Origin of the sequence: Nonomuraea montanisoli, assembly GCF_013363975.1 — a bacterium.
In the GTDB taxonomy this organism is placed as follows: domain Bacteria; phylum Actinomycetota; class Actinomycetes; order Streptosporangiales; family Streptosporangiaceae; genus Nonomuraea; species Nonomuraea montanisoli.
In genome coordinates this window covers 498,940-516,537 of the sequence record NZ_JABWGN010000005.1, presented here as the reverse complement: position 1 = coordinate 516,537, position 17,598 = coordinate 498,940, and the positions used below count along the sequence as shown (strand labels likewise).

General features: G+C 72.4%; 15 protein-coding genes, 1 tRNA gene and 1 other RNA gene. 12 read left to right on the top strand and 5 right to left on the bottom strand.

The genetic code is table 11. The annotated features are described in order from the left end of the window. Positions 1-90 precede the first annotated feature (90 nt). Both HTZ77_RS15055 and HTZ77_RS15050 read left to right on the top strand, forming a co-directional pair. Entirely contained in the window at positions 91-1,014 is a 924-nt protein-coding gene (locus HTZ77_RS15055) for a zinc-binding dehydrogenase (RefSeq protein ID WP_175590165.1), read from the top strand. A gap of 20 nt (positions 1,015-1,034) precedes the next feature. Beyond that, positions 1,035-2,120, top strand: a complete 1,086-nt coding sequence (locus tag HTZ77_RS15050) for an alpha/beta hydrolase family protein (protein ID WP_235994671.1) — start codon at positions 1,035-1,037, stop codon at positions 2,118-2,120. A gap of 344 nt (positions 2,121-2,464) precedes the next feature. Here the strand turns inward: HTZ77_RS15050 and HTZ77_RS15045 are convergent. Further along, a tRNA-Ser gene (locus HTZ77_RS15045) sits at positions 2,465-2,552 on the bottom strand. 96 nt (positions 2,553-2,648) lie between these two features. On the opposite strand from HTZ77_RS15045, the gene ffs reads away from it, so the two are divergent. Continuing rightward, positions 2,649-2,744: signal recognition particle sRNA small type (gene ffs, locus HTZ77_RS15040), an RNA gene on the top strand. A 30-nt stretch (positions 2,745-2,774) separates the two neighbouring features. After that, entirely contained in the window at positions 2,775-5,585 is a 2,811-nt protein-coding gene (locus HTZ77_RS15035; RefSeq protein WP_175590164.1) for a DNA polymerase III subunit gamma and tau, read from the top strand. 538 nt (positions 5,586-6,123) lie between these two features. Here the strand turns inward: HTZ77_RS15035 and HTZ77_RS15030 are convergent. Beyond that, positions 6,124-7,716 (bottom strand): helix-turn-helix domain-containing protein, encoded by a 1,593-nt coding sequence (locus HTZ77_RS15030; protein WP_175590163.1) that lies wholly within the window; start codon positions 7,714-7,716, stop codon positions 6,124-6,126. A gap of 325 nt (positions 7,717-8,041) precedes the next feature. Between HTZ77_RS15030 and HTZ77_RS15025 the strand changes: the two genes are divergently transcribed. From HTZ77_RS15025 to HTZ77_RS15005, 5 genes are all read left to right on the top strand, one after another. Next, positions 8,042-8,392: a YbaB/EbfC family nucleoid-associated protein gene (locus tag HTZ77_RS15025; RefSeq protein ID WP_175590162.1), complete on the top strand. Its 351-nt coding sequence runs from the start codon at positions 8,042-8,044 to the stop codon at positions 8,390-8,392. A 3-nt stretch (positions 8,393-8,395) separates the two neighbouring features. Then, positions 8,396-8,995 (top strand): recombination mediator RecR, encoded by a 600-nt coding sequence (gene recR / locus HTZ77_RS15020; protein WP_175590161.1) that lies wholly within the window; start codon positions 8,396-8,398, stop codon positions 8,993-8,995. After that, positions 8,988-9,518 (top strand): DUF5063 domain-containing protein, encoded by a 531-nt coding sequence (locus HTZ77_RS15015; protein ID WP_175590160.1) that lies wholly within the window; start codon positions 8,988-8,990, stop codon positions 9,516-9,518. The genes recR and HTZ77_RS15015 overlap by 8 nt, the downstream gene beginning before the upstream one ends. A 111-nt stretch (positions 9,519-9,629) precedes the next feature. Continuing rightward, positions 9,630-10,904, top strand: coding sequence for an aspartate kinase (locus HTZ77_RS15010; protein WP_175590159.1), 1,275 nt, complete (start codon positions 9,630-9,632; stop codon positions 10,902-10,904). Then, on the top strand, positions 10,901-11,959 hold the full coding sequence (locus HTZ77_RS15005; RefSeq protein WP_175590158.1) for an aspartate-semialdehyde dehydrogenase: 1,059 nt from the start codon (positions 10,901-10,903) through the stop codon (positions 11,957-11,959). The genes HTZ77_RS15010 and HTZ77_RS15005 overlap by 4 nt, the downstream gene beginning before the upstream one ends. A 342-nt stretch (positions 11,960-12,301) precedes the next feature. Here HTZ77_RS15005 and HTZ77_RS15000 read toward each other — a convergent pair whose 3' ends face one another. Then, positions 12,302-12,736: a hypothetical protein gene (locus HTZ77_RS15000; RefSeq protein WP_175590157.1), complete on the bottom strand. Its 435-nt coding sequence runs from the start codon at positions 12,734-12,736 to the stop codon at positions 12,302-12,304. Between the two features lie 354 nt (positions 12,737-13,090). Here HTZ77_RS15000 and HTZ77_RS14995 point away from each other — a divergent pair, with 354 nt between their 5' ends. From HTZ77_RS14995 to HTZ77_RS14985, 3 genes are all read left to right on the top strand, one after another. Continuing rightward, a complete protein-coding gene (locus HTZ77_RS14995) occupies positions 13,091-13,759 on the top strand; it encodes a TetR/AcrR family transcriptional regulator (protein ID WP_175590156.1) in 669 nt (222 codons plus the stop codon). Positions 13,760-13,858: 99 nt separating this feature from the next. Beyond that, a complete protein-coding gene (locus tag HTZ77_RS14990; RefSeq protein ID WP_175590289.1) occupies positions 13,859-14,845 on the top strand; it encodes an LLM class F420-dependent oxidoreductase in 987 nt (328 codons plus the stop codon). A 98-nt stretch (positions 14,846-14,943) separates the two neighbouring features. Beyond that, positions 14,944-15,300: a YkvA family protein gene (locus HTZ77_RS14985; protein ID WP_235994670.1), complete on the top strand. Its 357-nt coding sequence runs from the start codon at positions 14,944-14,946 to the stop codon at positions 15,298-15,300. A 23-nt stretch (positions 15,301-15,323) separates the two neighbouring features. Here HTZ77_RS14985 and HTZ77_RS14980 read toward each other — a convergent pair whose 3' ends face one another. Beyond that, positions 15,324-16,520 (bottom strand): amidohydrolase family protein, encoded by a 1,197-nt coding sequence (locus HTZ77_RS14980; protein WP_175590155.1) that lies wholly within the window; start codon positions 16,518-16,520, stop codon positions 15,324-15,326. Positions 16,521-16,772: 252 nt separating this feature from the next. After that, positions 16,773-17,576, bottom strand: coding sequence for an SURF1 family cytochrome oxidase biogenesis protein (locus HTZ77_RS14975; protein ID WP_175590154.1), 804 nt, complete (start codon positions 17,574-17,576; stop codon positions 16,773-16,775). Positions 17,577-17,598: the final 22 nt, after the last annotated feature.

Here is a 17,598-nt window from a genome sequence, read left to right as displayed (position 1 = left end):
CCGCCTCCCACCACCGCCGACAACCGATGGTTGTCGGCCTGTCGCATCCGTTGTTGGATCGCGTGACCCGGATGCCGTTTCCATTGCCGCATGCGCAGATTGATCCCTACCGGAGACGCGACGCGACCGGTGGACTTCGCCGAGGACACCCAGCCCGAGCCCGGCCGGGACGAGGCGGTGGTCAAGGTCGAGGCGTTCTCACCCAACCGCGGGGAGACGTTCCTGCTGGAAGCGCCGGCACCCGGCCTGAAGCCGGGGAAGGACGTCGCGGGCCTGGTCGTGCAGGCCGCCGCGGACGGCTCGGGGCCGCCGGCCGGCGCCCGGGTGGTGGGCCATCCGCCGGCGGGCGGCTGGGCCGAGTACGCGGCCGTGCCCGCCCACTCGCTCGCCGTCCTGCCCGACGAGATCACCACCGTCCAGGCCGCCGCCCTGCCGCTGGCCGGGATCACCGCGCTCCGGCTGCTCCGCGCGGCGGGCGCCGTGACGGGCAGACGGGTGCTGCTGACCGGCGCCTCCGGCGGAGTGGGGCACTACGTGACGGAGATCGCCGCGGCGGCCGGGGCCGAGGTGACCGCCGTGACCGCCACGGCGGAGCGCGGCACGCGCCTGCGCGAGCTGGGCGCCGCCGCGATCGTGCACGACGTGGGGGAGGCGGACGGCCCGTTCGACGTGGTGCTGGAGTCCACCGGCGGCGGCGCGCCGGCGACCGCGCTGGCCAGGCTCGTCCCCGGGGGCACGCTGGTCTGGTTCGGCCAGGCCAGTCGTACGCCGATGACGGTGAACTTCTTCGACCTGCTGGCCGGGCCGGAGAACTGCGTGATCCGGCACTTCCACTACGCGGGCGCACCGTACGGCCCCGACCTGGCCACCCTGGTCCGCCTGGTGGCCGCCGGCCGGCTGCACCCGGAGATCGGCCGTACCGCTGACTGGAGCCGCACGGCCGAGATCCTGCTCGATCTGCGGGAACGCCGCATCCGAGGCAAGGCCGTCCTGACGATCGGAGCCGCCCGATGAGCACCCGGGAAGGAACGTCGATGAGCACCCCGGAAGGAACGCCGATGGGCGCCCCGGAAGAGACGCCGATGAGCGTCGCGGAAGAGACGTTGATGAGCGTCGCGGACTTCGCCGCCGCGAACCTGTCGCGCGCGACCGGAGCCGGACTGGACCCGCACGAGTACCTGCGCGTCACCGGCGAACTGGCCGACCGGAGCGATCTGGCCTCGTGGGGCGCGGCCTTCATGCGCGCCGCCCGCGGACATCTGGCGCGCGCCGAGCGGGCGGCCGGCGCGATCTCGGCAGGCGAGCACTTCCGGGCGGCGGCACGCTGGTTCCACGTCGCCACCCTGGGACCGAATCCCCAGGGCGCACTCGCCGCAGCCGAGGCGGACACCGCCATGGGCCGCGCGCTGGACCTGCTGGAGCCGGAGGCGCGCCGGATCGAGGGAACGGACTTCGCCGGCTGGCTGCGCGGCCCGGCCGACGCCCCGGCCACCGTGGTGGTCCCGGGCCTGGACTCCGGCAAGGAGGAGTTCCACGACGTGATCGACGCCTTGCTGCGCCGGGGCATGGCCGTGTTCGCCATGGACGGGCCGGGACAGGGCGTGCGCGCGGCCACCACCACCGTCCGCGCCGACTACCACCAGGTCATCGGCCAGGTCGTCGACGCGCTGGGCACGGAGGAGGTGGGACTCGTCGGGCTCAGCCTCGGCGGCTACTACGTCGCGGAAAGCGCCGCCCGCGAACCCCGCGTCGCCGCCGCCGTCACCGTCAGCGGCCCCTTCCGCCTGCACTGGGACGCCCTGCCCCACCCCGTACGGGACCTCCTCAGCCGGCGCGCCGGCGGAGAGGAGGCCGCCCGCCGCTTCGCCGGCCAGGTGGACCTGTGCGCCCTCGCCCCGCGGATCACCTGCCCGCTGCTGGTGGTGGACGGCGGCCAGGACGTCATCCCCGGTGTGACCGACGGCGAGCCGCTGGCCCGCCTGGCAGGACAGGGGCAGTACGTGCGCATCCCGCACGGCGACCACCTGCTCGGCAACGCCCGCCCCGACTGGCTGGCAGCCGCCGCCGACTGGATGTCCGCGGCACTCACGGAACCGGTCCCGCCGCCCCGGCCGCGCTGATCAGCCCGGCCGGGCCTCTTCGGACAGAGCACCCGGGCGGCCTCGTGGGGCTCGGCGTCGCGGGCGTGCACGATCCTGCGCGTCAGAGGGTCGCCGTCCTCCGGATCGCCGTCGGTGGTCCTCCTGACCCGGCGCCACATGCTGTCCCAGCGCCACATGCGGCAGGCGCCGCCCGGATTCTTGTAGTCCTCGCGGGGGATCAGGAAGGGGGGCGCGTGATCCGGGATGCAGCGCGCGGGAGACCCGATCCTCAGGAGGCGGGCAGGTGAGGGGGCGAAGAGCCAGGTTGGGACCCGAAAAGCAAGAGGGGTCATGCCGTTGATCACGGCATGACCCCTCTGAGCTGGCGGAGGATGGGGGATTTGAACCCCCGATAGGTTGCCCTATACACGCTTTCCAAGCGTGCGCCCTCGGCCACTAGGCGAATCCTCCGCCGATGAGCTTACCGGACTTCCGGCGGTGCGGAGACCACGAATTTCGAGGCGGATTTCGCTGCAGCGAGCACTGCCGTATCCCGCTAGACTGTCCAAGGACCCCTCGCGCGGCGTCATCCTGTGAACCTCCCCAGGGCCGGAAGGCAGCAAGGATAAGCGGGCTCTGGCGGGTGTGCGAGGGGTTCTCTTCGTTTGGGCCCCTCGCAGGCGGGATGGTCGCATGAGCCTTGCGCTTTATCGCAAGTACCGACCCGGGACCTTCGCCGAGGTCAAGGGACAGGAGCACGTCACCGATCCGCTGCGCCAGGCGCTGCGCACGGGGCGCATCAACCACGCTTACCTGTTCAGCGGTCCGCGCGGATGCGGCAAGACGTCCAGCGCGCGCATCCTGGCCCGTTCCCTCAACTGCGAGAAGGGCCCCACGCCCGACCCCTGCGGCGTCTGCGACTCCTGCGTCGCCCTGGCCCCCACCGGCCCCGGTCACCTCGACGTCATCGAGATCGACGCGGCGTCCCACGGCGGCGTCGACGACGCGCGCGACCTGCGCGAGCGCGCCTTCTTCGCCCCGGTCTCCGCCCGCTTCAAGATCTACATCATCGACGAGGCGCACATGGTGACCCGCGAGGGTTTCAACGCGCTGCTCAAACTCGTCGAGGAGCCCCCGCCGCACCTGAAGTTCATCTTCGCGACGACGGAGCCCGAGAAGGTCATCGGGACCATCAAGTCGCGCACCCATCACTACCCGTTCCGCCTGATGCCCCCGGCGACGCTGCGCGCGCTGCTGGAGGAGATCCTCTCCTCCGAGAGCGTCCCCTTCGAGCCGAACGCCCTGCCGCTGGTCGTGCGGGCCGGCGCCGGGTCGGCGCGCGACTCGCTGTCGATCCTCGACCAGCTCCTCGCGGGCGCCGACGACGACGGCATCACGTACGCCAAGGCCGTCTCCCTGCTCGGCTACACCGACGGCGACCTGCTCGACGAGATCGTCAACGCCTTCGCCGCCCGTGACGGCGCCCGGGTCTTCCACACGGTCAACCGGGTCATCGAGGGCGGCCACGACCCGCGCCGCTTCGCCGCCGACCTGCTGGAGCGTTTCCGCGACCTGGTCATCCTGGCCAACGTCCCCGAGGCGGCGTCCAGCGGCCTGCTCGACCGCCCGGCCGACGAGCTGGAGCGCCTGGTCCAGCAGGCCGGCTCGATGGGGCCCGCCGAGCTGACGCGGGCCGCCGAGGTGTTCAACGCCGGGCTGACGGAGATGCGCGGCGCGACCTCGCCCCGGCTGCTGCTGGAGCTGATGTGCGCGCGGGTCCTGCTCCCCGGCGCCGCGCAGGGCGAGGAGGCGCTGCTCGCGCGTCTCGAACGCCTGGAGCGCGGTGGCACGCTCGCCGCGATGGCGGCCCGCTCGGGCGCGCCGGTCCCGGGCGCAGCCATGGGTACGCCCGGCCAGGGGGGAATCCCGGGCACGGCCGGACCCGGCGCGGCTGGACACGGTGGAGTCCCGGGTGCGGCCGCACAGGGCGGTCCGTTCAGTCCTGGGGCCCCGGCCGTTCCCGGCGCCGGCACGGCTCCCGCGGTGCCCGCCGCCCACGCCGGCCCGGCCGGTGACGCGCCGGGCGCGGGAGGACCCGCCTCGGAGGGCGCGGCCGTCGCGGGCCGTCCCACGGGAGACGGCCACGCGGCCGCCGCTCCCGGCCACGCGGGTGCAGGGAGCGGTCAGGGCGGCGCTGTCGCGGGCGGCCACCCGGCTTCCGGGAGCGGTCAGGGCGGCGCGGTGGCGGGCGGTGTCGCCGCCGGTGGGTCCGGTGCCGCGCAGGAGGACGACGGCTGGCCCGAGACCGTGCGCCCCAGCGCTCCCGCGCAGCAGCCCCCGGCACAGGGACAACCCGGCGCCCCCGGCCAGGTCCAGGGCGCGACGGCGGGAGCCGATCCGGCCGGTCAGACGGGCGGCCACGCCCCGGCGGGGCAGCCGGGCGCCGGTGGCGGCTCGGGGCTCGCCATGCTCCAGCAGCAGTGGCCCGCCGTGCTCGCGGCGCTCAAGCAGCGCAGCATCGTCGTCTGGGCCAACGTCAGCACCAACGCCCAGGTCGTCGGCGTCGAGGGCAACCTCGTCACGCTCGGCTTCAGCCAGGTCGGCGCCATGAAGAACTTCACCGGCGGCGGCAAGGACTCCGTCGTGGCCGCCGCGCTGGGTGACGTCCTCGGCAGCACGTGGCGGGTGGAGGCGGTCGTCGGCGGTTCCCCGGTCGCGGGCGGGTCGCGTGGCCCGGCCGGCGGTCCGCCGCCCGGCCCGGCCCGGCCCCAGTCGCAGCCGGTTCCGCAGCAGCCCGCCGCTCCGGCGTCCCACGCGCCCGGCGGTCCGGCCTCGCACGCGCAGTCCGGCCGTACGGGCTCGCACGCCTCGTCCCACGACGGCGCCGGCGCCCAGGAGTCCGGCGACCCCGGCGCACCGGGAGCTCCTCCGGCCTCGCCAGGTGGCCCCGGTCACCAGGGTGGCCCGGCCGGCGATTCCGGACTCGCGAACGGCCAGGCGCAGCAGGGCGGCCGTGGTCAGGCGTCCGGCGGGCCCGGCAGGCAGACGACCGACGAGTCGTGGCCCGAGGCTCCGGACGACCCCGGCATGGGCTCGGCGCCCACTCCCGATCCCACCGACACCAGTCCCGTCAGGAGCGGCGGGGCGTGGGGCGCCGAGGCGGGGCAGCAGGGCGGCGCACTGGCGGGGGCCGGCCTGGCGAGCGGTGGCACGGCCGGCCCTGGGGCGGCTGCCAACGGCACGGCGGGTGGCGGCGCGGTCGGGTCCGGCCTGGCCGCCGCGCGTTCCGCGGCCAGAGCGGCGGCGCAGGCGGGTCCCCGGGCCCCGGGGGCGCGCCCGGCTTCAGCGTGGCCGGAGAAGGTGCCGGGCCGCGGCAAGGTGTCCGAGTCCGACGACGTCGACCCGCTGAACGACGCCAACGCCGACGTGGACGAACTGTCGGGCATGGCCCTGCTCCAGCGGGAGCTCGGCGCCACGGTCATCGGCGAGATCGACCACACCTGACCGTCGCCCCGGCCGGTCGCGGCGGTCGGCGAAACGGCCTCGCCGTGACGGCGGTGACGGACTGACGGCGAGCGCGGTTGCGGTGAGCGGTGCCGGGTGACGGCTGTTCGCGCGTTCTCGCGACCGTGCATTGGCGACCGTGCGCTCTCGACCGTGCGCTCTCGACCGTGCGCTCTCGACCATGCACTCGCGACCGTGCGCTCGCGATGGTCCGTGGGCAGGCAGTGGCGGGCCCTGGGGTGTGCCCACGTCGCGACGGTCGCCTCCAGGTGCCAGGAGCGGGCGTGGGGGTGTGCTCACATGGTGCCGCCGCGAACCGTGCGGATGCGCCGGTGGGAGCTGCGCGGGCAAAGGAGAGGTCGCCTCACGGTGAACGCGCGGCCTTGTCGGCGGTGTGGCTGCTGGAGGGGCGGCAGGCCCAGAAGGAGCCGCGGGACGCGGAGAGGGCGGCCGTGCACAGGTGAGAAGACGCCGCAGACATAGAGGTGGGCGCGTAGATCTGCCAGGGGTACAGGTGGGGCGGGCGGAGCATGGTGGGTCAGCAGGTGTAGAGGCGGGCTCGGGCGGCGGCGGCGCGGTGGTCGGCGAAGGGTAAGGACTCTGCGAGCCGTTCGAGGATCTGCAGGTCGTCGCGCCCGTTGGCGGTCTGCGCGTACGTCCACAGGTCGTCGGGCGAGCCGTGCAGCAGAAGGCAGGCGCGTACCTGGACCTCCAGCTCGTCGCGTTCGCGCCGGATCTCCGGTGACTCCGAACGCGGCAGCAGCGGGCCCTTGTACGTACGGGCCAGCGCGGCGGGCGCGTTGGCCGCCAGCAGGCGTCTCAGTTCCAGGAAGTCGGCCTCCACGGGGGAGGTCAGCCGGTACGGCTTGGCGCCGATGGTGCCCCGGAGCTGGGCGCGCAGCCGGTGGATCTCGGCCCTGATGGTGACCGGGTTGCCGGCGTCGCCGTACAGGTGGAAGGAGAGCTGCTCGGCGCTGAGACCGCGGGGATGGAGCGCGAGCAGGGCGAGGATCTCGGCGTGGCGCAGGGAGAGCGGCAGGCGGCGCTCGCCGACGGCGGCCGTGGGGACGCCCTCGCCGAGGAAGCAGAGACGGAGAGCGGGCGGCACGATCGTGGCGGTCGTCGTCGTGGGCGCCGTCGCGGTCGTGGTCGTGGCGCGCACCAGGTAGCCGTCGCAGAACGGCTCCAGCGCCACCGTTCTCCCGTCGCGCAGCAGCAGGCGGTCGCCGTCGGCCGGGAGCCGCACGCGGGGGCCGAGGGCGCCGCCCGGGTCGCCGGCGATGACGCGGCCGGTGGCCGACAGCAGGATCCCGGGTCTGCCGCGCAGCTCCTCGTAGCGGCGCAGGAGGCGCTCGTCGCGTTCGTACATGCGCAGGGCGAGCTGCGACTCGGCGAGCCGGGCGACGGCGCCGACCAGGGCGGCGGTGGCCGGGTGCAGGCTGGGCGCGGTGCCGCTGACGTCGACGCAGCCCAGCACCTCGCCCGAGTCGGGATCGACGATGGGGGCGGCGCTGCACGACCAGACGTGCAGCAGGCGCAGCAGGTGCTCGGCGGAGTAGACGTTCACCGGGCGCAGGACCGCGAGGGCGGTGCCGATGCCGTTGGTGCCCATGCGCTCCTCGGACCAGCCGTGGCCCTCGCTCAGGCCGATGCGGTCGGCGATGCGCATGACGCCGAGGTTGCCGTCGCGCCACAGCACCCGGCCGTCCCTGTCGGTGACGACCACGATGTGCCGGGACTCGTCGGCCATCCGCGCGAGCGTCTCGGTGAGCAGCGGCAGCAGGGGGCGCAGCGGGTGGGCGTCGCGCACGTCGCCGAGGTGGGACAGGTCGAGGCTGAGGGGGGCGGGGCCGTTCTCGGGGTCCACGCCGGCCTGGACGGAGCGGTGCCACGAGGTGGTGATGAGCCACCGCGTGCCCTCACCGGGGCGCGGCGACCTGCCGCGCGCCGCCGGGTCGGCCTCACCGGGGCGCGGTGCCGTGCCGCGCGCCGCCGGGGCGGGCTCGGCGTGGCCGGGCGCCGTGCCACGTGTCGCCGGGTCGGGCCCGCCGGGTCCGCCCGCTCCGCTCAGCGCGTCGTCGTGGGCTGCGCGCAGGCGGCGGGAGTACGCATCGAGATCGGCGTAACTCATCGGCCACTCCAAGTAGTCGACCCGTATGGCGAGCATCCGTGCTCGGGGGTGGTCGGCGCAAGTGCTTCGGCGTATCGCGCACAGTGATGGGGCGATCGCAACGTGTGTGCAACGTGAAGGAGTCTACGGTCGGGCACCGAACGCCGGCCCGGCGCGGCCGCTCCGGCCGGCGTGCCGGCCGGGTCTCGGACACTGGAGGGGGGCCGGGACCCGGCCGAACAGAACGACCTGAGGTGAAACACTGGTAAGCCCCCAGTACATGACGGGCCCCAAACGCCGTAGGCTCGTGGCAGTCAAGAACGCGGAGCCACGAGGAGCGCAGACGGTGAACCCAGGGGATGTCAACCTGCAGCAGCTGCTGGAGCAGGCCCAGCTCATGCAGCAGCAGCTCGTGAGCGCCCAGCAGGAGCTCAACGACTCGCAGATCGAAGGCTCGGCCGGCGGGGGCCTCGTCACGGCGGTCGTCAACGGCTCGGGAGAGCTGCTCGAACTGAAGATCAACCCGAGTGTCGTCGACGCCGGCGACCCGCAGGACACCGCCGACACCATCGCCGACCTGGTGATCGCGGCCGTCCGCGACGCCGTCCGGGCGGCGGCCGACCTGCAGCAGGAGAAGCTCGGACCGCTCGCGCAGGGCCTCGGCGGCGGCGGTCTCGGTCAGCTGCCAGGGTTCTAGACCATGTACGAAGGTGTCGTCCAGAACCTGATCGACGAGCTCGGGCTGCTGCCGGGGGTCGGGCCGAAGAGCGCGCAGCGCATCGCGTTCCACCTGCTGGCGGCCGACCCGGCCGACGTCAAACGGCTGGCGCACGCCCTGCTGGAGGTCAAGGAGAAGGCCCGGTTCTGCCGGGTGTGCGGCAACGTGGCCTCCGAGGAGGAGTGCCGGATCTGCCGCGACCCGCGCCGCGACACCCATGTGATCTGCGTGGTGGAGGAGTCCAAGGACGTCGTCGCGATCGAGAAGACGCGCGAGTTCCGCGGCACCTACCACGTGCTCGGCGGCGCGATCAGCCCGATCGACGGCATCGGGCCCGACGACCTGCGCATCCGCGAGCTCATGACACGCCTGGCCGACGGCCGGGTCACGGAGCTGATCCTCGCCACCGACCCCAACCTCGAGGGCGAGGCGACGGCGACCTATCTCGCCCGGCTGGTCAAGCCGATGGGCATGAAGGTGACACGATTGGCCAGCGGCCTGCCCGTGGGCGGTGACCTGGAGTACGCCGACGAGGTGACGCTGGGCCGGGCGTTCGAAGGACGGAGGCTGTTGGATGTCTGACCAGTGGAGCGCGCTGGCCGAGGAGATCGCGGCGCACGCACAGAACTACCTGGACGGCCTGACCAGGGTCGCGGGCGGCGAGGGCGGCGACGCCATCTGGTCGCTGCTGCTGGTCGAGGTCGCGCAGATGAGTCTCGCGGGAGCCAAGCTCGGGGCGAACGAGGACGTGATCCTCTCGGGCAACAACGAGCCTCCGCTGAGTGAGGACCCCGACATCGACGGCGTGCGCACCGCGCTGGCCGAGCGGCTCGGGGCGGTCGACGACTACGCCGAGGTGTTCGACCCGTACAAGGACACGAACGTCACGCCGTACCGGCTGTCCGACGACCTGACCGCGGTGGCCGCCGACCTCATCCACGGGCTGCGGCACTACCAGGCGGGCCGGCCGCACGAGGCGCTGTGGTGGTGGCAGTACTCCTACTTCAACACGTGGGGCAACCACGCGGGCGCGGCGATGCGGGCCCTGCAGGCGCTGGCCGCCCACTCGCGTCTCGACGTCGCGGAGGAGACCACGGCGGTCTGACCACCCTGTCCACGGATCGACCCTGCCCGTCCCACATAGTGGTACGGGCCAGCGGTGGCATGAGAGCCCCCCAGTAGACTGGCAGCTCACAGTCCAATCCGGGAGACTCTCGTGGCGCTCGTTGTGCAAAAGTACGGTGGTTCGTCCGTCGCCGACGCGTCCTGCATCAAGCGGGTCGCGCAGCGGATCGTCGCGACGAAAAAAGCCGGCAACGACGTCGTCGTGATCGTCTCAGCCATGGGCGACACGACGGACGAGCTGCTCGACCTGGCCGAGCAGGTGTCGCCGCTGCCTCCGGGCCGCGAGCTCGACATGCTGCTGACCTCCGGCGAGCGCATCTCTATGGCCCTGCTGGCGATGGCGATCGCCAACCTGGGCCACGAGGCGCGCTCGTTCACGGGCTCGCAGGCGGGCGTGATCACCGACTCCACGCACGGCAAGGCGCGCATCATCGACGTGACGCCGAGCCGCATCCGCGAGGCGCTCGACCGCGGCCACATCGCGATCGTGGCCGGGTTCCAGGGCGTCTCGCAGGACACCAAGGACATCACCACGCTGGGCCGGGGCGGCTCCGACACCACGGCGGTGGCGCTCGCGGCGGCTCTGCAGGCCGACGTGTGCGAGATCTACACCGACGTCGACGGGATCTTCACCGCCGACCCGCGCATCGTGTCCGCGGCCCGCAAGATCCCCAAGATCTCGTACGACGAGATGATGGAGATGGCGGCCTGCGGGGCCAAGATCCTCCACCTGCGGTGCGTCGAGTACGCTCGCCGTTTCGACCTGCCGATCCACGTACGCAGCTCGTTCAGCACCAAGGAAGGCACGTGGGTCGTCTCCGACCCTTACACCGAAGGAACCGAGATGGAGCAGCCGATCATCTCCGGCGTCGCGCACGACCGGAGCGAGGCCAAGATCACCGTTGTCGGGGTGCCCGACAAGGTCGGAGAGGCTGCCGCGATCTTCAAAACTCTGGCGGACGCCGAGATCAACATTGACATGATCGTGCAGAACGTCTCGGCCGCGGCGACGGGCCGCACCGACATCTCCTTCACGCTGCCCACGGCCGACAGCTCGACGGCGTTGACGGCACTGAAGAAGATCCAGGGTGACATCGCCTACGAGTCGCTGCTGTTCGACGACCAGATCGGCAAGGTGTCGCTGATCGGCGCGGGCATGCGCTCGCACCCCGGCGTCACCGCGACGTTCTTCGCCGCCCTCGCCGACGCGGGGGTCAACATCGAGATGATCTCCACCTCGGAGATCCGCATCTCTGTCATCGTCGGGCAGGACGGCGTGGACGCGGCCGTGGCGGCCGCCCACCGCGCCTTCGATCTCGACGCCGACCAGGTCGAAGCCGTGGTGTATGGAGGTACCGGACGATGAGCAGGCCCAACCTCGCCCTGATCGGCGCCACCGGCGCCGTGGGCACCGTCATGCGTGACATCGTGTCCACCCGTGACGACATCTGGGGCGAGATCCGTCTCGTCGCCTCCCCGCGTTCGGCGGGCAAGACGCTGAAGGTGCGCGGCGAGGACGTCGTCGTCCAGGCCCTCGCCCCTGAGGTGTTCGAAGGCATCGACATCGCCATCTTCGACGTTCCTGACGAGGTCGCCGCCGAGTGGGTGCCGATCGCCGCCGGGCGCGGCGCGATCGCGATCGACAAGTCCGGCACGTTCCGCATGGAGCCGGACGTCCCGCTGGTCGTGCCCGAGGTCAACCCGCAGGACGCGCGTCAGCGTCCCCGGGGCATCATCTCCACGCCCAACTGCACCACGCTGTCGATGATGGCCGCCATGGGCGCGCTGCACGCCGAGTACGGCCTCAAGGAGCTGGTCGTCGCCTCCTACCAGGCGGTGTCGGGCGCCGGCGTGGCCGGCTCGGCGCGGCTGTACGACGAGGTCGAGGCGCTGGCCGGCGACCGCTCGGTCGGTCAGACGGCCGGCGACGTGCGCAAGGTCCTGGCCAACAAGCTGTCCGACGACTCGCCGTTCCCGGCGCCCATCGCGTTCAACGTGGTGCCGTGGGCGGGCTCGTACAAGGACGGCGGCTGGGCCTCCGAGGAGATCAAGCTCCGCAACGAGTCGCGCAAGATCCTCGGCATCCCCGACCTCAAGGTCTCCGCGACCTGCGTCAGGGTGCCCGTGGTGACCACGCACTCGCTGGCCGTCCACGCCCGCTTCGAGCGCGACATCACGGTCGCCGACGCCCACCGGGTGCTGGAGGCGGCGCCGAGCGTGGTGCTCATGGACGACCCGGCCAACGGGGTCTACCCGACCCCGCTCGACGTGGTCGGCAACGACCCCACCTACGTGGGCCGGATCCGGCAGGCGTTCGACTTCCCCAACACGCTCGACCTGTTCGTGTGCGGCGACAACCTCCGCAAGGGCGCGGCCCTCAACGCGGCGGAGATCGCCGAGCTGGTGGCGAGCGAGCTCTGACGCCGTAGCTCCGACGGTCAAGGGCGTGCGTGGACCTGAGAGGGTCCGCGTGCGCCCTTCCGGCGTGCGTATGGGCGTGGTTCCGGCTCCGTGCGCGGGCGTGCGCTCGCTGTTCCGTGCGCGGATGTGTGTTCCCGGTTCCGTGTCCAGGCGCGTGCGTCCCTCGGCTCCCGTGCGTGCCGGTGCCCGGGAGTGCGTCCCCCGGGTTCGGTGCGCGGGCGTGTGTGCCGGGGCCCGGCCGTGCGTTCCCCGGCTCTGGGCGTGGGCGTGTGTCGCCGGCGCCGTACGTACGTGCGGAGCGTGGTGGCCGGAGCGGCCGGGAAGGTGTCGCGGACGCGGCCGTCAGCGGAACAGGATGTCCCAGTGGTCCGACTCGTCGGCGAAGACCGTGCCGGCGTCCGAGCGGTACAGGGGCGAGCCGTCGCCGCGCGTCCTGGTCTGCCGGTAGTGGTCGGTGATGTACCGGTCGATGCAGCGGTTGTGTGAGATGTCGAGCTTGTAGCCGGCGCCGTGGCTGAAGCGGCCCGGCGCGTGGCCGGCCTCGGTGCCGCCCGTGACCGTGATCGGGCAGTCGCTCTCGCGCTTGAGGTCGACGATCCGGTTGATCGTGCCGGTGCGCACCTGGTCCAGCGACGTGCAGGTGAAGATCCGCCGGTTCGTACAGTGTCCCGACGACTTGTAGCGCATCCCCGCCTCCGCCAGGAAGTCGGCGGCGAGGTCGTGCGACATCCGCACCATCGGCGCGTTGCGGGCGCGGACCTGGTCAAGGTCCGCCACGCGCGCCTCACGGTGCTTGGCGGAGCCCCGTCGCGGGAGGGCGACGGAGTACGACCTGATGATCACTGGTGGCGTCACACGCCGTTCGCCGTCCGTGGTCACGGAAGCGGCCGAGGCGGTGGACGCCAGCGCGATTATGGAGATCTCAATGCCGAGGAACGCGGCCAGCAGGGGCCGCACTCTTCCACGTATCCACATGTCGATGCCTTTTCGCGGAAATAGCCCTTCCGCCTGAAAACATCAATCCCATGCTTCACACCGGATAACCCGCGTCACTCCCGGATTTTGCCCTGTGGTGTCGATCACCGTGCGGCTCCATGACCTAACCCGGTACGAAGCCGTAAAGTGACGAACGTGTCCGAAGCCCGAAACCGAGGATCGGAGAGCACCCGAGAGGTCATCGTCGAGACGGCATTGCGACTGTTCCGGGAGCGCGGCTTCGACGCGACGACCATGCGCGCCATCGCGACCGAGGCCGGGGTGTCCGTGGGTAACGCCTACTACTACTTCGAGAGCAAGGAGGCGTTGATCCAGGCGTACTACGACCGCGCCCAGACCGAGCACGAGGCGGCCTGCCGTCGGCTGCTCGACTCGGAGACCTCCTTCGCCGCGCGGCTCAGCGGCGTGCTGCGCGAGTGGGTGCGCGTGTCGGAGCCGTACCACGAGTTCGCGGTGAAGTTCTTCAAGCACGCGGCGGAGCCGACCAACCCGCTGAGCCCGTTCAGCGCGCAGACCTCGCCGGCCCGTGAGGCGTCGATCGCCATCTACCGGCAGGTCGTCGAGGGCTCGCGCGACCGCATGAACGAGGACCTGCGCGAGGAGCTGCCCGAGCTGCTGTGGCTGCTGTCGATGGGCATGGTGCTGTTCTGGGTGCACGACACCTCTCCGGGCTGCGAGCGCACGTACCGGCTGATCGACGTGACCGTGCCGCTGGTGGACCGGCTCGTGGGGCTGTCGCACCTGCCGGGATTGCGCGGGATCACCAAGGACTTCATCGCGGCGGTCCACGAACTGCGGGCGTGAGCCCCCCGCGACGGCATACCGCCCGGTTGGTATGGTCGCCGGGGTACCGACGCCGAGCGGGAGGCCGCGATGACGCAGGATGCGATGACCCAGTACGCGATGACCCGGCAGGCCACGCCGGAGCGGGCCGTCCGGAACTGGGGCATGACCCTTCCCTTCCAGGACCGATCGCTGGCCGAGTCCCGCGCGCTGGTGGAGGAGCTGCCCGGGCTCGGCTACACCGACGTCTGGTCGGCCGAGGTGAGCGGGGTTGACGGCTTCGTGCCGCTGGCCCTGACCGCGCAGTGGGCGCCCGAGGTCCGGCTGGGCACCGCGATCGTCCCCGTCTCGACGCGCGGCCCCGGGCTGCTCGCCATGTCCGCCGCCACGCTGGCCGACCTGGCGCCCGGCCGGTTCGTCCTCGGCATCGGCTCCTCCTCGCCCGCGATCGTCGAGCGCTGGAACGCGGGCACGTTCGCCAAGCCGTACGCGCGGACCCGCGACACGCTGCGCTTCCTCAGGAGGGCGCTGGCGGGCGAGAAGGTGACCGAGAGGTACGAGACCTTCGAGATCAGCGGGTTCAGGCTGGAGAAGGCGCCTGTGGAGCCGCCCAGGATCGTGCTGGCGGCGCTGCGGCCGCGCATGCTGCGGCTGGCGGCCGAGGAGGCGGACGGCGCCATCACCAACTGGCTCTCGCCCGAGGACGTCCGGCGGGTGCGCGCGGAGATCGGGCCGGACACCGAGCTGATCGCCCGGCTGTTCGTGTGCGTGAGCGAGGACGCGGACCGGGTGCGGGCGCTGGCCCGCCGGATGCTGGCGGCGTACCTGACCGTGCCGGTGTACGCGGCCTTCCACGAGTGGCTGGGACGCGGCGAGGCGCTGCGCCCCATGCGCGAGGCGTGGGCGGCGGGCGACCGGCAGGCGGCGCTCAAGGCGATCCCGGACGAGGTGGTCGACGCGCTGGTGGTGCACGGGGACGCGGCCACGTGCCGGGCGCGGATCCGCGAGTACGTCGCCAACGGGCTGGACACTCCCGTCCTCGCGCCCCTGCCCGGCGGCGAGGTGCCGCTGGAGCAGGCCGTACGGGACCTCGCCCCCGGAGCCTGACACGCCCGCGGGGGCCCGGCAGGAGGCTGTCACACCCGCGGGAACCCGTGGCCCGGCTAACGCGTTATGTCGTGAGAGGCCAGGGTAGAGGAGGGCGCATGATGGCGAAAGCAGCACGAGCCGCGGCCGCGTGGAAGGTGTACCGGGACGTCTCCAAGCCCGGCACCCCCGGCCTGATGGCGCGAGTGCGGGCGATCCCCCGGCTGATCGGCGCGGTGATCAACGGCCGCTACGAAGGCATGACCAAGGGCAAGCTGGCCCTCATGGGCCTCGGCGTGGCCTATCTGATCTCCCCGATCGACGTCCTGCCCGACTTCCTGCCCGTGATCGGCGTGGCCGACGACTTCGGCGTCTTCCTCTGGCTGCTGGGCTCGCTGCTCGGCGAGAGCGGCCGGTACGTCGACCACGAGCGCACGATCGTGCGGGGTGTCGTCGACGCTCCGGCCGTGGAGTAGGCGAGGACTGGATCTCCTCGGGGCTAGATCTCCTCCATGCGCAGCCAGGCGCGTGAGGGCAGCGGATGGCCGAACAGCCGGGCGGCGTTGCCGTACGCGACCCTGGCGACGTCGGCCGGTGGCAGCGCTCCCAGGTTGCGCGCGACGGATTTCTGCGTGTCGGGCCAGGTCGAGTCGGAGTGCGGGTAGCCGCTCTCCTGGAGCACGTGGTCGAGCCCGACCGCCAGTCGCACCCCCGACAGGGAGTGGTCGTTCAGCGTGCCGAAGAAGAAGTTGCGGCGCAGCACCTCGCTCGGCTTGAGGCCGCCGTCCCACTGCGCCTCGCCCGCCACGGGGTGGTCGAGCGCGTAGTCGGCTCGCTGGGCGAGCAGCGGCAGCCAGCCCACGCCGCCCTCGACGATGAGGATGCGCAGGTTGGGGAAGCGCAGCGGCACCCCGGACCACAGCCAGTCGGCGCAGGCGAACATCGCGCTCGTCGGGATCAGCGTGGTGATCGCCTCGATGGGCGTGTCGGGCGAGGGCACCGGCGACCAGCTCGACGCCCCGGTGTGCAGGGCGACGACCGTGCCGGTCTCCTCGCAGGCGGCGAAGAACGGGTCCCAGTGGCCGGTGTGGATCGACGGCAGCCGCAGCCGCGTCGGGAACTCGGGGAACACCACGGCCTTGAACCCGCGCGAGGCGTTGGCGCGGATCTCCTTGGCGGCCAGGTCGGGATCGGGCAGCCAGGGCAGTTGCAGGCCGATGATCCGCTCGGGGTAGGTGCCGGCCCAGACGTCGATGTGCCAGTCGTTCCACGCGCGCACGAGGGCGAGGCCGAGCTCCTGGTCGCGGGTCTTGGCGAACGGCATGCCCGCCTGACCGGCCAGCATGCCGGGGAAGCACAGGGCCGCCCAGACGCCCGCGAGGTCCATGTCCTCGATGCGGGCCTCGATGTCGTGGCAGCCCGGGCGCATGTTCTCGAAGCGGATGGGGTCGAGCGTCCACTGCTCGCGGGGGAGTCCGGCGCCGACGTCCATGCCCGCGCACGGGTAGGTGGCGCCGCCGTAGCGCCAGACCTGGTGACCGGCCTCCGTCTCCACGACCTTGGGCGCGACTTCGGCATATTTCTCCGCGAGCCGGCCCTCGAAGAGGTCGGGGGGCTCGATCAGGTGATCGTCGGCGGAGATGATCACATGGTCGCGCCGCCTCGGATCAGGGTCGGGGAGCAGCGGCGTAGTCACGCAGGTAACCGTACGACGGCGGGATAACGTCGAACAAGCTGCGAAGTCTCCGTTGGGTATCCACTGCGGCCCCGCACGGTACCCGCCGCGACGCCGGGGATGGCGCGGCGCGGGGTGAGCGGCCGCGGCCGGAGCCCGGGGCGCGGACCGTGTTCGAGGCCCGGGATCGCCGGGAGGGGGATGACGGGCGATCCCGGGCCGTGAGGGGTCCGCCGTGTGAGGATGCTGCTCATGCGAACCCCGGCGCGGCTCCTACCCACCAGAGATCGACTCACTCCGATTCGCCGGATCCGCAGGGGAATCGGTGCTCCCGCCGCTCCTCTGGTCCGCCACCTCGCGCCTGATCAGCAGGATCCAGCCGCCGATGGCCACGCCGATGAACAGCCACCACTGCACGCCGTACGCGAAGTTGAGGCCGCCGCCGGAGCCCACGTCGGGCTCGGGCACCGGGGCGGGCGCCGGGTCGGTGGCGGGCTTCTGCTGCGTGAGCTCGACGTACCCGTCCAGCAGCCCGTACGGCAGGCCCTTGCCGATCGCGGCCGGGTTGATGAGCAGGACCTGGCCGGGAGGCAGGCCGGGACGCTCCTTGATGCCGCTCGACTCCTCGGTCTCGCCCAGACGTAGCCGGCCGGTGACAGTTACCTGACCACCCGGCGGCGCAGGCACGTCCGGCGGTGTGTCCGCGGTCGCCCCGACCTTGACCCAGCCCCGGTTGACGATCACGGCCCGGCCGTCGGCCAGCTTCAGCGGGGTGAGCACGTAGAAGCCCGGCCGGCCCTCCTGGGGCCGCCTGCGCACCACCAGCGCGTGGGCGGGGTCGTAGGTGCCGGTCGCCGTGACGGTGCGGAAGCGGTCGGCCTCCTTGACCCTCTGCCCGGCCAGGCTCTCCAGGGGCACCGGGGCGGCCTCGATGTTGGCGGTGACGTCGTGGCTGTTGGCCGATCGCTCCTCGAACCGTCCGAACTGCCAGCGTCCCAGGAACACGAAGGCGGGGATCACGAGCAACACGACGACGTGGAGCGCGATCCAGCGGGGCGTCAGCAGGAACCGGTACACCCTTCAAGGGTAGGCACCGACC